Origin of the sequence: Actinomycetospora endophytica (assembly GCF_021026375.1) — a bacterium.
Taxonomy (GTDB): domain Bacteria; phylum Actinomycetota; class Actinomycetes; order Mycobacteriales; family Pseudonocardiaceae; genus Actinomycetospora; species Actinomycetospora endophytica.
Genome location: NZ_JAJNDB010000001.1, coordinates 992,732 through 1,005,284 on the forward strand (window position 1 = coordinate 992,732; position 12,553 = coordinate 1,005,284).

General features: G+C 72.6%; 12 protein-coding genes. 3 read left to right on the forward strand and 9 right to left on the reverse strand.

The window, feature by feature from the left end; translation table 11 throughout:
• Positions 1–32 precede the first annotated feature (32 nt).
• On the reverse strand, positions 33–1,112 hold the full coding sequence (locus LQ327_RS04850) for a UDP-N-acetylmuramate dehydrogenase (protein ID WP_230730390.1): 1,080 nt from the start codon (positions 1,110–1,112) through the stop codon (positions 33–35).
• 25 nt (positions 1,113–1,137) lie between these two features.
• On the opposite strand from LQ327_RS04850, the gene LQ327_RS04855 reads away from it, so the two are divergent.
• On the forward strand, positions 1,138–1,641 hold the full coding sequence (locus tag LQ327_RS04855) for a DUF2505 domain-containing protein (protein WP_230730391.1): 504 nt from the start codon (positions 1,138–1,140) through the stop codon (positions 1,639–1,641).
• 6 nt (positions 1,642–1,647) lie between these two features.
• On the opposite strand, the gene LQ327_RS04860 is transcribed toward LQ327_RS04855, so the two are convergent.
• The 4 genes from LQ327_RS04860 to LQ327_RS04875 all read right to left on the reverse strand — a co-directional run bounded on the left by LQ327_RS04860 (position 1,648) and on the right by LQ327_RS04875 (position 4,402).
• Complete coding sequence (locus LQ327_RS04860) at positions 1,648–2,646, reverse strand: pirin family protein (protein WP_230730392.1); 999 nt, start codon at positions 2,644–2,646, stop codon at positions 1,648–1,650.
• 36 nt (positions 2,647–2,682) lie between these two features.
• On the reverse strand, positions 2,683–3,240 hold the full coding sequence (locus tag LQ327_RS04865) for a YbaK/EbsC family protein (RefSeq protein WP_230730393.1): 558 nt from the start codon (positions 3,238–3,240) through the stop codon (positions 2,683–2,685).
• On the reverse strand, positions 3,237–3,563 hold the full coding sequence (locus LQ327_RS04870; protein ID WP_308286251.1) for a DUF2516 family protein: 327 nt from the start codon (positions 3,561–3,563) through the stop codon (positions 3,237–3,239). The genes LQ327_RS04865 and LQ327_RS04870 overlap by 4 nt, the downstream gene beginning before the upstream one ends.
• A 116-nt stretch (positions 3,564–3,679) precedes the next feature.
• On the reverse strand, positions 3,680–4,402 hold the full coding sequence (locus LQ327_RS04875; protein ID WP_230730394.1) for a hypothetical protein: 723 nt from the start codon (positions 4,400–4,402) through the stop codon (positions 3,680–3,682).
• Positions 4,403–4,757: 355 nt separating this feature from the next.
• Here LQ327_RS04875 and crcB point away from each other — a divergent pair, with 355 nt between their 5' ends.
• Together crcB and LQ327_RS04885 are read left to right on the forward strand one after the other, a co-directional pair.
• Positions 4,758–5,228, forward strand: a complete 471-nt coding sequence (crcB, locus tag LQ327_RS04880) for a fluoride efflux transporter CrcB (protein WP_230730395.1) — start codon at positions 4,758–4,760, stop codon at positions 5,226–5,228.
• Positions 5,225–5,581, forward strand: a complete 357-nt coding sequence (locus LQ327_RS04885) for a fluoride efflux transporter FluC (RefSeq protein ID WP_230730396.1) — start codon at positions 5,225–5,227, stop codon at positions 5,579–5,581. Before crcB ends, LQ327_RS04885 begins: the two co-directional genes overlap by 4 nt.
• Positions 5,582–5,595: 14 nt before the next feature.
• Here LQ327_RS04885 and LQ327_RS04890 read toward each other — a convergent pair whose 3' ends face one another.
• From LQ327_RS04890 to LQ327_RS04905, 4 genes are all read right to left on the reverse strand, one after another.
• Positions 5,596–6,912, reverse strand: coding sequence for a DUF445 domain-containing protein (locus LQ327_RS04890; protein ID WP_372460603.1), 1,317 nt, complete (start codon positions 6,910–6,912; stop codon positions 5,596–5,598).
• A 396-nt stretch (positions 6,913–7,308) separates the two neighbouring features.
• Positions 7,309–9,177 carry an asparagine synthase (glutamine-hydrolyzing) gene (gene asnB, locus LQ327_RS04895; protein WP_230730397.1) on the reverse strand — a complete coding sequence of 623 codons (1,869 nt, stop codon included), beginning with the start codon at positions 9,175–9,177 and terminating at the stop codon, positions 7,309–7,311.
• A gap of 174 nt (positions 9,178–9,351) precedes the next feature.
• Positions 9,352–10,767: an ATP-binding protein gene (locus LQ327_RS04900; protein ID WP_230730398.1), complete on the reverse strand. Its 1,416-nt coding sequence runs from the start codon at positions 10,765–10,767 to the stop codon at positions 9,352–9,354.
• The gene (locus tag LQ327_RS04905) at positions 10,764–12,428 is read right to left on the reverse strand and encodes an NAD(P)/FAD-dependent oxidoreductase (RefSeq protein ID WP_230730399.1); all 1,665 of its coding nucleotides are present in this window, start codon (positions 12,426–12,428) and stop codon (positions 10,764–10,766) included. Before LQ327_RS04905 ends, LQ327_RS04900 begins: the two co-directional genes overlap by 4 nt.
• Between the last annotated feature and the right edge of the window lie 125 nt (positions 12,429–12,553).

Below are 12,553 nucleotides of genomic sequence, written 5' to 3' on the forward strand. Positions count from 1 at the left end.
CCGGAAATCCTTTCGGTCCGGGTCAGGGGCGTTCAGTCCAGCGCGCAGCCGACCAGGACGGGCTCTGGGACGAGGCGCACACCGAACGCGGTCTCGACGCGGTCGCGCACGTCCCGGGCGAGGGCGAGCAGCTGCGCGGTCGTCCCGCCGCCGCGGTGGGTCAGCGCGAGGGTGTGGCGGGTGGAGACGCGGACCGGTGAGTCCGACCCCGGATAGCCGCGAGGCACCCCCGCGCGTTCGATCAGCGCCGCGGCGGAGAGCTTCACGCGCCCGTCGACGGTCGGCCAGGCGGTGACGGGCCGCTGGTCGGTGGCGGCCACCCGCGCCGCGACCCGCTCGGCGACGTCGCCGTGGACCACCGGGTTGGTGAAGAACGACCCGGCGCTCCAGGTGTCGTGGTCGGCCTCGTCGAGGACCATCCCCTTGCCTCGCCGTAGCCCGAGGACCGCCTCCCGGACGGCGGCGAGCGGGGCCCGGACGCCCGGCTCGACGTCGAGCGCGCGGGCGAGCTCGGCGTAGCGGACCGGGGCGGACAGCCCGTCGGTCGTCATCCGGAACCGGGCGGCGAGCACGATCTCCCGGTCCGTGCTCTTGAGCCGGCTGGTCCGGTAACCCAGCCCGAGGTCCGCGGCGGGGACGGTCCCGACGTCGCCGGTCCGGCGGTCCAAGAGCGTTGCGTCGACGAGCAGGTCGGCGACCTCGACGCCGTAGGCCCCGACGTTCTGCACCGGCGTCGCGCCCGCGCAACCCGGGATGCCGGACAGGCACTCGAGGCCACCGAGGCCCTCGTCCACCGTCGCCGCGACGAGCTCGTCCCAGTCTTGCCCCGCCTCGACCCGCACCAGGGCCTCGCCGTCGTGACGCTCCACGGTGTGGCCCCGGGACTCCAGGTGGACGACCGTGCCGTCTAATCCGTCGTCGCCGACGACGAGGTTCGACCCGCCCCCGACGACGAGGACCCGCTCACCCGCCGCGTCACCGGCCCGGACCGCCGCGACGATCTCGTCGGCGCTGCCCGCGCGGACGAGCCGGCCGGCCGGTCCGCCGAGGCGCAGGGTGGTCAGCGCGGCGAGCGGGGTCGCGGGTGGCGACGACGTGGTCGGGGTCGGCACGCCTGCGACGGTAGCCTCCTGCCTCGTGGCCCAGACGATCTCCCACCGCGCCGGCTGGGATGCCGACGCCGACACCGTGTACCGCGTGCTGGTCGACGCCGACCATCTCGAGGCGCGCCTGAAGGAGCTGGGGGGCAAGGACCCCGCGCTGGTCGAGCGCACGGTCGACGACTCCGGGGCGCGCCTGAAGCTCCGGCACTCGGTGGCGGTGGAGTTCCTGCCCTCGATCATCCGGAAGTTCACCGGGGGCGACCTGATCCTCGACCGCGTCGAGACCTGGACCCCGGACGCCGGCGGCGGCTACCGCGGGACGTTCGACGTCACCGTGCGCGGACTGCCCGGCAAGCTCACCGGCACGCAGGGCCTGCACGACGTCGAGGACGGCTCGCAGAGCACCATCGACGGCCGTGCCGAGGTCCCGGTGCCGTTCGTGGCGGGGAAGATCGAGTCGATCGTCAACGAGCAGGTCAGTGGGCTGCTGGACGCCGAGGACGAGTTCACACGCCGCTGGATCGCCGAGCACGGCTGAGGTCGGTCACGTGGTCTGCACGCCCCGCGACGCGCCCGCGTGCGGCACCCGCTCGGCCGGGATCGCGCCCAGGCGGCCCTTGGAGAAGTCCGAGAACGCCTCCATGACCTCCTCGCGGGTGTTCATCACGAACGGCCCGCCCCACGCGACCGGCTCCCGCAGCGGCCGCCCGCCGAGCAGCACGACCTCGAGCTTGGGGTGCCGCCCCTCCTGCCCCGTCGACGCCTCGACGCGCAGCGACTCGCCCGGGCCGAAGACCACGAGCTGCCCCGTCGACACCGGGCGCCGCTCGGCCCCGGCGTACCCGTCACCGGAGAGCACGTAGGCCAGCGCGTTCTGCTCGCGGTCCCACGGCACGTGCAGCAGCGCCCCGGGCTCCACCGACGCGTGGGCCATCGTCATGGGCGTGTACGTCGATCCGGGCCCGGAGTGGCCGTCGAGCGACCCGGCGATCACCCGCACCAGCGCCCCGGCGTCCGGGGATGTCACCAGCGAGGCCTGACCGGCCCGGAGGTCCTGGTAGCGGGGCTGGGCCCACTTCTGCGCGCGGGGCAGGTTCACCCACAGCTGCAGGCCGTGGAACAGCCCGCCCGACGCGACGAGCGCCTCCGGCGGCCGCTCGATGTGCAGCACGCCGCCGCCCGCGGTCATCCACTGCGTGTCGCCGTTGGTGATCAGCCCGCCGCCGCCGTGGTTGTCGGCGTGCTCGAAGGTGCCGTCGACGATGTAGGTGACGGTCTCGAAGCCGCGGTGCGGATGCCACGCGGTGCCCTTGGGCTCGCCCGGGGCGTACTCGACCTCGCCCATCTGGTCCATGTGGATGAACGGGTCGAGGTCGGCGAGGTCGACGCCGGAGAACGCGCGCCGCACCGGGAAGCCCTCGCCCTCGAACCCGCGCGGCGCGGTCGTCACCGTGCGCACGCCGCGCTCGGTGATCCCCGTGTCGGGGCCGAGGTCCGCGAGCCGGGGCAGGACGGTCAGGTCGGGAACGGTGACGGCGGGCATCGCTGCCTCCAGGTGATTGAAGGTTGAACGATACCGCTAACGGCCGAGACCCTCCAGGGATTCCGCGCCGGGGAGCTGCCCGAGGACCGATCCCGGGACGACGAGCTTGCTGCCCCGGATCCCGCTCCCGACGACGACGGCGGGTGCGGCCACGACGGCGGCATCCACCAGCACCGGCCAGCCGGCGGGGACTCCGAACGGCGTGATCCCGCCGTAGGCCATGCCGGTCAGTTCGACCGCCGTGTCCATCGGCGCGAACGAGGCCTTCCGGACGTCGAGGCGCTTGCGGACGACGCCGTTGACGTCGGCCCGGGTGGTCGCGAGGACGACGCACGCCCCGAAGCGCTGCTCCCCGGAGCGCGACCCGGCGACGACGACGCAGTTCGCCGAGGCCTCGAGCGGCGAGCCGTAGGCCTCGCAGAAGGCGGCGGTGTCCGCGAGGTCGGGGTCGATCGCGGCGACGGCGCACGACGCGGCCACGTCGTCGGGCAGGGCCTTCAGCGCGGCCGTCACCGGCTCGGCGAGCAGGTCGGGACGGGAGAGCGCGGGCGCAAGCTCCAGGGTGCCGGCGGCGGAGGCGAGGTCCGCGGTCACCAGCGACCGCCCCCGCCCTGCTGCACCTCGGTCACCTTCGGGCGCACGTCGACGAGGTAGACCAGCACCGCGCAGAGGGCCACCAGCCAGAGGATGGCGAGGCTCGCGACCGGGCCACCCACGGAGATGACCAGCAGCAGCGCCCCGACCCCGGTGATGCCGCACCAGGCCGGCTTCGTCAGCTTGTCGACCGCCGTGAACGCGTCCGCCCGCTGCAGCAGCGAGTGGATGAAGGCGTAGAGGCCGACCGGGATGGCCACGATCCAGATGAGCATCGACAGGTAGTAGTCGAGGTACTCGAACACCGGCACTTGCAGCAGCACACGGCGAGGATACGTGCTGGTGGGGCCGGTCGACCGGGACCCGTTCCCCTCGGGACGACGACGGCCCCGTCACCACCTCGGAGGTGGCGACGGGGCCGGTGCCGGAGCGGGGAGCGTCAGCTCTTCGGGGCGCGCTTGTCGGCGGCCGTGGTGGCCGCGGACTTCGGCGCGTTCTTCGGGCCCTGCTTCTTCGGGGCCGTCTGCGCCGCGGTCTTGCGGGCGGCGCTGCGGGTCTCGGAGGCCACCTCGTCGCCGGCCTCCTTGACCTCGGCGGCGACCTCGGTGCTCGTCTCGGTCAGCACCTCGGCGGCCTGCCCGGTGACCTGCTGGGTGTAGCGCGCGGCGCGCTCACCGACCGAGCGGGTCTGCTTGGTGACCCCGGCCAGCACGCTCTCGCCGCGGACGCGGACGTCCTCGACGGTGTCCTCGAGGCGCCCCTCGATCTCGGTGGAGACCGAGTCGACGGTGTCGAGGGCCTGCTTGACCTGCGGCTGCGCCTTGATCTTGGAGTAGGCGCCGGTGCCGCGCTTGACGAGGTCGTCGTAAACGCTGCGGACGGCCTTGACGTAGCTGTCGGCCAGCTTGCGGAAGTCCTCGGCGGTCAGCTTGTGGCGCAGCTCCTGCAGCTCCGAGGGCAGGTCCTCGACGCGGGCCTGGACCTCGGTGGCGCCGGACTGGACCTTGGAGAAGGCCTCCTGGGCGCTCGCCACGGCGTAGTCACCGAGGCCGAGCAGCGCCAGCGACGGCGAACGGAACGGGTCCCACGCCTCGGAGGCGAGCTTGTTGGCCTGGTCGCGGGCCTCGCGGACGTCGAACTTGGTGGGGAAGGTGACGGCCATGATGATCACTCCTGATCGGTCGTGATTCAGCGGGACGACCGGCGGGTCCTCCCGGTGTTGGCACCCTTGCTCGATGCCGGCTGACCTCCACGCTAACACTGGTGCTAGCTCTTGCAAGCACTGTGTTTGCGCAGATGGGGTGGCGTGTCGCACAACTGGGGAGATCGTTCTGATGACCGGTCCGTGCGCTGCGACGACGCCCGCGCTAGCGTTCTGGCCGATGGCGGTGGGGCCCGCCGACAACCGCGCCGACCCGCCGTCACACCCGACGACGCGGTCGACGCCAACGGTCCCTGGAGCTCAGACGTTCCGGCCCGGCCGCGGGTCGGTGACCGACCGCGCCCAGGGAGCCGCCGTGAGCCACGAGGACGATCCGGAGATCGCCGAGGACGTGATCGCCGGGCGTGAACCCGGCACCGCCGTCCTGCGGGGCCAGGGCCGTGCCGTCGCCGTGGTGGCGGCCGGCGGGGCACTCGGCGCGCTCGCCCGCTGGGGGATCGGGCTCGCCTGGCCCGCCCCGCACGGCAGCTTCCCGACGGCGACGCTGCTGATCAACGTCGTCGGGTGCCTGTTGATGGGCGTGCTCGTCGTGCACGTGGCCGAGGTCCGCGAGGCCCATCCGCTGGTCCGGCCCTTCCTGGGCGTCGGCGTCCTCGGCGGCTTCACCACGTTCTCGACGTTCGCGGTGGACACCCAGCAGCTGCTCGTCGGCGGTCACCTCGGCGTGGCGCTGGGCTATCTCGCGGCGACGGTGCTCGGCTCGGTCGGCGCCGCGGCGCTCGGCCTGACCCTCGCTCGCACGACGGCCCGGGGAGGCCGGCGATGACCGCGCTCTTCGTCATCATCGGCGCCGCGGTCGGCGCGCCGCTGCGCTACGTCACCGACCGCGCGGTCCAGTCCGCGCACGGCACCTCGTTCCCGTGGGGCACCGTGACGGTGAACCTCGTGGCGTCGCTGGTGCTCGGGGTCGTGATCGGCGCGTCCGCCGGGTCGGGGGTGTCCGCCCTCGTCGGGACCGGCTTCTGCGGCGGGCTCTCCACCTGGTCGACCCTCGGGTACGAGACGATCCGGCTGGCCGAGGCCGGGGAGCGCACGCACGCCGTGCTCGACGTCGTCATCCAGACCTTCGCCGGGCTGGGCGCGGCCGCGCTCGGGCTCGTCATCGGCGCGGCGCTGTAGGTGCGCTGTCGCGCCTATCCGACGACCAGCACGCCGATCGTGTAGATGATCAGCCCCGCGAGCGCGCCCACGACGGTGCCGTTGATCCGGATGAACTGCAGGTCCCGGCCGACCTGGAGCTCGATCTTGCGCGAGGTCTCCGGGCCGTCCCAGCGCTTCACGGTGTCCGAGATCAGCGCGGTGATCTCGGGGGCGTAGCGGCTCACGACGTAGGACGCCGCGTCGACGATCCAGGAGTCGACCTTCTCGCGCAGCGCCTCGTCGACCACCATCCGCTCGCCGAAGCGGGTCACGCCGTCGGTGGCGCGGCGGCGCAGCTCGCTCGACGGGTCCTCGGCCGCGTCGAGGATCATCGCCTTGCCGGTCGCCCAGGCCCGGCTGATGAGGTCCTGGACGTCGGGGTGTGCGAGCAGCTGGGCCTTGATCGCCTCGACGCGGGCGATGGTGTCGGGCTCGTGCTGCAGGTCGCCCGCGAAGCTCGTGAGGAACCGGTCGATCGCCTTGCGCAGCGGGTGGTCCTGGTCGGACTTCACCGCCCACGCGAACGACAGCGCCTCGGCGTAGAGCCGGTCGCCGATCAGGCCGTCGACGAAGCGCGGCGACCAGCTCGGCGCCTGCTTGCTGACCAGCGACATCACGGTGTCGTAGTTCAGCCGCACCCAGTCGTAGGCGCGGTCGCAGATGAGGTCGACGACGCGACGGTGCGAGCCGTCGTCGAGGATCCCCTCGAGCAGCTTGCCCATCGGCGGGCCCCACTCCTGGGCGACGAGCCGGCGGGTGACGGTCTGCTCGATGACCGCCTGCACCTCGTCGTCGCGCAGCACCGCGACGGCGCCGCGGACGACGGTCGCGGCCTCGGCGGTGACCCGCTCGGCGTTCTCGCGCCGGGAGATCCAGGCGCCCGCGCGGCTCGCGATCCGCGCCGAGCGCAGCTTCTCGCTGACGACCGGCACCGAGAGGAAGTTCTCCCCGACGAAGTCGGACAGGCTCTCCCCGAGCTGGTCCTTCTTGCGCGGGATGATCGCGGTGTGGGGGATCTTCAGCCCCAGGGGGTGCCGGAAGAGCGCGGTGACGGCGAACCAGTCGGCGAACGCACCGACCATGCCCGCCTCGGCCGCCGACCGGACGTAGCCGGTGAACGCCGGCCCGCCGTGGTGCTCCCAGTACAGGAAGACGATCCACACGATGGCCGCGCCGACGAGGAAACCCGTGGCCACGAGCTTCATCCGCCGCAGGCGCGCCTGCTTGCCCTCGTCGTCGCTGAAGCCCGCCAGCCCGGACCCGCCGGGTGGCTGCGGGATCGGCTCGGTCTCCGGTGCCACTGCGCTCACCCCACGAATTGTGCCCCCATCGTGGCAGCGACCCGACCGGGTGAACCGCGAGAGCCTGTGATGCGAAGCGACCGACAGGACCCGGATCGCCCCGCATCGTCGTCGGCGCCCGGCGCGTTACACACACGACGCCCCGAGGAGGCCGGCGACCTCCGACGCGCGACGACGCGCCCATGACACCCCGTGCGACCGACCGCGCCCGGCCGCACGGGGTTCCCGCGCCCCCCGGTCGCCGTGCTGCCCCACGGCGGTCGGGGGGCGCCCCCGCGGCGTCGGTGGGCGAGTCGAGCACCCCGGAAACGGACGCACCCCCGAAACGGACGAACGGCTCGTTCGTCACCATCATGAGTGACGAACGAGCCTTCGTGCCGGAAGAGGGCCGAGCAGACGGACGAGTCAGCTGGTCTCGACGGTGGGCGAGTAGCGCGACATCCAGGCGTTGAGCTGCAGCACGTTCTCCATCTGCGCCCGGTCGACCTCGAGGCTCGCGCCCGACTGGGACGGCGCGTCCACCGCCTCGCGGATCTTGTCGGAGGCGATGAGCCGGCGCACCGGGGCGTTCTGGTCGGCCAGCAGGTCGGCGAGGTCCCCGCGCACCGCCTTCTCGTAGCCCGGGTCCTGCGTCGAGGGGTACGGGCTCTTCACGCGGTCGACGATCGACGCCGGCAGCACGTCCCGCGTCGCCGCCCGCAGCAGCGACTTCTCCCGGCCGTCGAAGGTCTTGAGCGACCACGGGGTGTTGAACACGTACTGGACGAGCCGGTGGTCGCAGAACGGCACGCGGACCTCGAGCCCGCTGGCCATCGACATCCGGTCCTTGCGGTCGAGCAGCACCTGCACGAACCGGGTCAGGTGCAGGTAGCAGACCTCCCGCATCCGCCGTTCCTGCGCGGAGACCCCGTCGACGTGCGGCACCTCGGCCAGCGCGTCCCGGTACGACTGGTCGATGTAGCCCGGGAGGTCGAGCGCCTTCAACAGGTCCGGGTCGAAGAACGCGCGCGTGTGGTCCATCGGGCTCGACCGCGCGGCCATCCACGGGAAGGTGTCGGCGTTGACCGCGTCGGCGTCGTGGAACCAGCGGTAGCCGCCGAAGACCTCGTCGGCCGACTCCCCGGACAGCGCCACGGTCGACCGGCCCCGGATCGCCTTGAACAGCAGGTAGAGCGAGGTGTCCATGTCGCCGAGCGAGAGCGGCAGGTCGCGGGCGCGCAGCACGGCGGCGCGGGCGTCCGGGTCCATGAGGTCGTCGTTGGAGAGCGTGATCGCCTCGTGGTCGGCGGCCACGTACTCGGCCAGCTCCCGGACGTACGGGCCGTCCGGGGTGTCGCGCATCGGGTCGGCGGCGAAGGAGTCCTCGTAGCCGACGAAGTCGACCGAGAACGACCGCACCGGGCCGGCGTCCTGGTCGCGCAGCTGCTGGGCCGCGAGCGCGGTGATCGCCGACGAGTCCAGCCCGCCGGAGAGCAGCGAGCAGAGCGGGACGTCGGAGATCAGCTGGCGGCCGACGATGTCGTCGAGCAGCTCGCGGACGTGGGCGACGGTGGTGTCGCGGTCGTCGACGTGCTCGAGCGCCTCGAGCTGCCAGTAGCGGCGGATCGAGAGGCCTTCGCGGCGGATGCGGACCAGCGAGCCGGGACGGACCTCGTGCATGCCGCGGTACCCGCCGTGCCCGGGGGTCTTGACGTGCGAGAGCAGCTCGCGCAGCCCGTCGAGGTCGACGACGGCCTCGGCGCGCGGGTGGGCGAGGATCGCCTTCGGCTCGGAGCCGAACAGCACCCCGTCCGGCGTCGGGTAGTAGTAGAGCGGCTTGATGCCCATGCGGTCACGGACGAGGAAGAGGTCCTCGGTCCGGGTGTCCCAGAGCGCGAACGCGAACATGCCGTTCAGGCGCTCGACGACGTCCTCGCCCCACTCCAGCCAGCCGTGGAGGATGACCTCGGTGTCGGAGTCGGTGCGGAAGCGGTGGCCCTTGCCCTGCAGTTCGGTGCGCAGCTCGGTGAAGTTGTAGACCTCGCCCGAGTAGACGATCGACAGCCGCGTCTCGCCGGTCACCGGGTCGTCGAGCACCATCGGCTGACGCCCGCCCGGCACGTCGATGATCGCGAGCCTGCGGTGGCCCAGCGCGGCGTGGCGGGTCGTCCAGAGGCCCTCGTCGTCCGGTCCGCGGCAGGCCATGGTGTCGGTCATGGCCTGGGCGGCCGCGCGCGCGGCGGGGTCGTCGTCGAAGTTCCCGGTGAAGTCGACCGTTCCTGCGATGCCACACATGGGCCGTGCCTCCTGTCGTCGTCGACAGGTCCGGGTTACCCCGAATGTTTAGCGCATGTAACCAAATGTGACGGACGGGTGAACCGGACATTCGGGGCCCCGCCCCCTGTGCGTGCCCTATCGGCGTGCTGTATCTCCAACGCGTCCTCGGCGCACAGCGGCACGCACGTGGCGTCAGCCCAACGGCAGGCGGATCTCGAAGGTCGTCCCCGCCGACGAGCTGTGCACCCGGATGTCCCCGTGGTGCTTGGTCACGACGATCCGCCACGAGATGTCGAGCCCCAGGCCCGTCCCCTCGCCCACGTCCTTCGTCGTGAAGAACGGCTCGAAGATCCGCGGCCGGACCTCGTCCGGGATGCCGGGCCCGGTGTCGGAGATCTCGACGACGGCCGTCTGGTTCTCGCGGCGCGTACGCACCGTCAGCGTCCCTGAGCCCCCCATGGCCGAGACCGCGTTGTCGACCATGTTCGTCCAGACCTGGTTCAGCTCGGCCGGATAGCAGGGCACCTGGGGCAGGTCCGGGTCGAAGTCCTTGACCAGCTCGACCCCCTCGAGCTTGCGCGAGAGCATCGTCAGCGTCGACTTGAGCAGCACCCGCAGGTCCGAGGCCTGGTAGGGCGCCCGGTCGAGCTGGGAGTACTGCCGCGCGGCGTTGACCAGCGTGCCGATCCGCGCCGTCGCGTCGGTGATCTCGCCCATCAGCGTCTCGGTCTCGACGGCGTACGCGATCCAGCGCACCGCCGCCCCGAGCGTGCCGTCGGGCACCGTCCGCTCGATCTTGGAGAGCCACTCCGCGTCGAGCCCGCCCGCCACCAGCACCGCGGCGAGGTCCCACGCGCCGTCGACCTCGCGGTCGGCCAGCCAGTCGCCGATCTCGTCCTCGGCGTCCGAGGTCTGCATGGCGGTGAGCTCGGGCGCGGTCGCGACGCCGAGCACCGCCTCCTCCTGCAGGTCGACGAGCTGCGCGACGACCGCGCCGTCGAGCTTCCCGGAGGCCAGCATCGCCAGCTTGTGCCGCATCCCGGCGACCCGGTCACGCAGCGACTCGGTGGCGCGGATGGCCGCCGCGGCCGGGTTGTTGAGCTCGTGGGTCAGGCCGGCCGAGAGCGAGCCGAGCGCGAGCAGGCGCTCCCGCTCCCCGATCGCCGTCGACGAGCGCTGCATCCCGATGAACAGCCCCGCCACCAGATGCATCGGCAGCGGGAACCACTCGCGCAGCTTCTCCGACCAGTCCGCGGCGGGCAGCGCGAGCAGCGTCGTGTCGGAGCACGCCCGCAGCGTGTGCTTGTAGGTCTGCTCGACGCCGGGCACGAACGCCTCGGTCGACCCGCCGTAGGTCCCGGGGGTGGTCGAGCGGCTGATCTCGACCTCGTCCCCACGCGAGAGCCGGATGAGGGCGATCTCGCCGCGGCACAGGACCCAGAAACAGCGGGCCGGCTCCCCCTCGCGGCACACGTCCTCGCCCGCGGGGGCGTCGACGACGTCCGCGTGCTCGCCGATCCAGGCGAGCTGGGCGTCGTCCAGCGACTCGAAGAGGAAGAGCTCCCGCAGACGGGCGGGGTCCAGTTCCGGACGTTCGACGGTGGTCATCTGTTCTCCAACCAGCGGTGCACCAGGCTCACCGCCATCGCGCCCTCGCCGACGGCGGAGGCCACGCGCTTCACCGACCCGCCCCGGACGTCGCCGACGGCGAACACCCCGGGCAGGGAGGTCTCCAGGTGGAACGGATCCCGCTCCGGTTCCCATCCCGACGGGCCCCGCGAATCCGGTCCCGCCGGCAGATCCGGCCCCGAGAGGACGAACCCGCGGTCGTCGCGCACGACGACGCCGTCGAGCCAGTCGGTCCGCGGCTCGGCGCCGATGAAGACGAACAGCCAGTGCGCGTCGACGACCTGCTCGTCCCCGGAGTTCCGGTCGCGCAGCGTCAGCTTCTCCAGGTGGTCGTCCCCGGAGGCGCCGACGACCTCGGTGCAGGTCCGGACCTCGATGTGCTCGACGGCCTCGATCTGCTCGATGAGGTACTGCGACATCGACGCCTGCAGCGACGGCCCGCGCACCAGCATCACGACGCGCTCGGCGTAGCGGGAGAAGTTCATGGCCGCCTGCCCCGCCGAGTTCGCGCCCCCGACGACGTACACCGTCTCGCCGGCGCACGACGGCGCCTCGGTGGTCGCGGCGCCGTAGTAGACGCCCAGGCCGGCCAGCTCGGTGAGCCCCGGGACGTCGAGCGTCCGGTACGAGACGCCGGTGGCCAGCACGACGGAGTGCGCGGCGATCTCGCTGCCGTCGTCGAAGGTCAGCACCCGCACCCCGCCGTGGGTCGCGAGGCCGGTGACGGTCCTCGTCGTCAGGACCTCCACGCCGAACTTCACCGCCTGACGTCGGGCCCGGTCGGTGAGCTGGGCGCCGGAGACGCCGTCGGGGAAGCCCAGGTAGTTCTCGATGCGGCTCGACGTGCCGGCCTGTCCGCCGGTGGCCACCGACTCGACGAGCACCGTCCGCAGTCCCTCCGACCCGCCGTAGACCGCCGCGCCGAGCCCGCCGGGGCCACCCCCGACGACGGCGAGGTCGTACAGCTCCCCGGTCGCGTGCGTCGCCAGCCCGGCCTTCTCGGCGACCTCGGCGTCGCTGGGATCGACGAGGGCCTCGCCCTCCCCGGTGACGACGACGGGCAGCCGCGCGCCGTCGAGGCCCGCGGCCTCCAGCAGCCGGTGGCCCTCGGGGTCGTCGGCGAGGTGGAAGCGGAAGGGGACCTGGTTGCGGGCGAGCAGGTCGCGCAGTTCGTAGGAGCGCGCGGACCAGCGGTGACCGATGATGCGGGTCTCGGTGGCCGGCCGGTCGGGGGTGCGCCGCCAGGCCTCGAGCAGCTGGTCGACGACGGGGTAGAGCTTCTCCTCGGGCGGGTCCCAGGGCTTGAGCAGGTAGTGGTCGAGGTCGACGACGTTGATCGCGGTGATCGCCGCCTCGGTGTCGGCGTAGGCGGTGAGCAGGACGCGGCGGGCGCGCGGGAAGAGGTCCATGGCGCGCTCGAGGAACTCGACGCCGCTCATGCGCGGCATGCGCTGGTCGGCGAGGATCACGGCGACCTGCTCGCCGCGCAGCGCGATCTCCCGCAGGGCCTCCAGGGCCGCGTCGCCGGAATCGGCTCGGACGATGCGGTGGTACTCGCCGTACTCGCGACGGAGGTCGCGCGCGACGGCCCGGGAGACCCCGGGATCGTCGTCCACCGTGAGGATGACCGGTCGGGGCACCTCACCAATGTAAGCGGGTGCGCCACCCTCCGGCGGTGATCATCTCGGGAGGACCGGGATTGCGGTCGTGGAGATCGACTTCCGCAACGGCGGTCCGGTCGAGGCGATCACTGCGGGACGGCCGG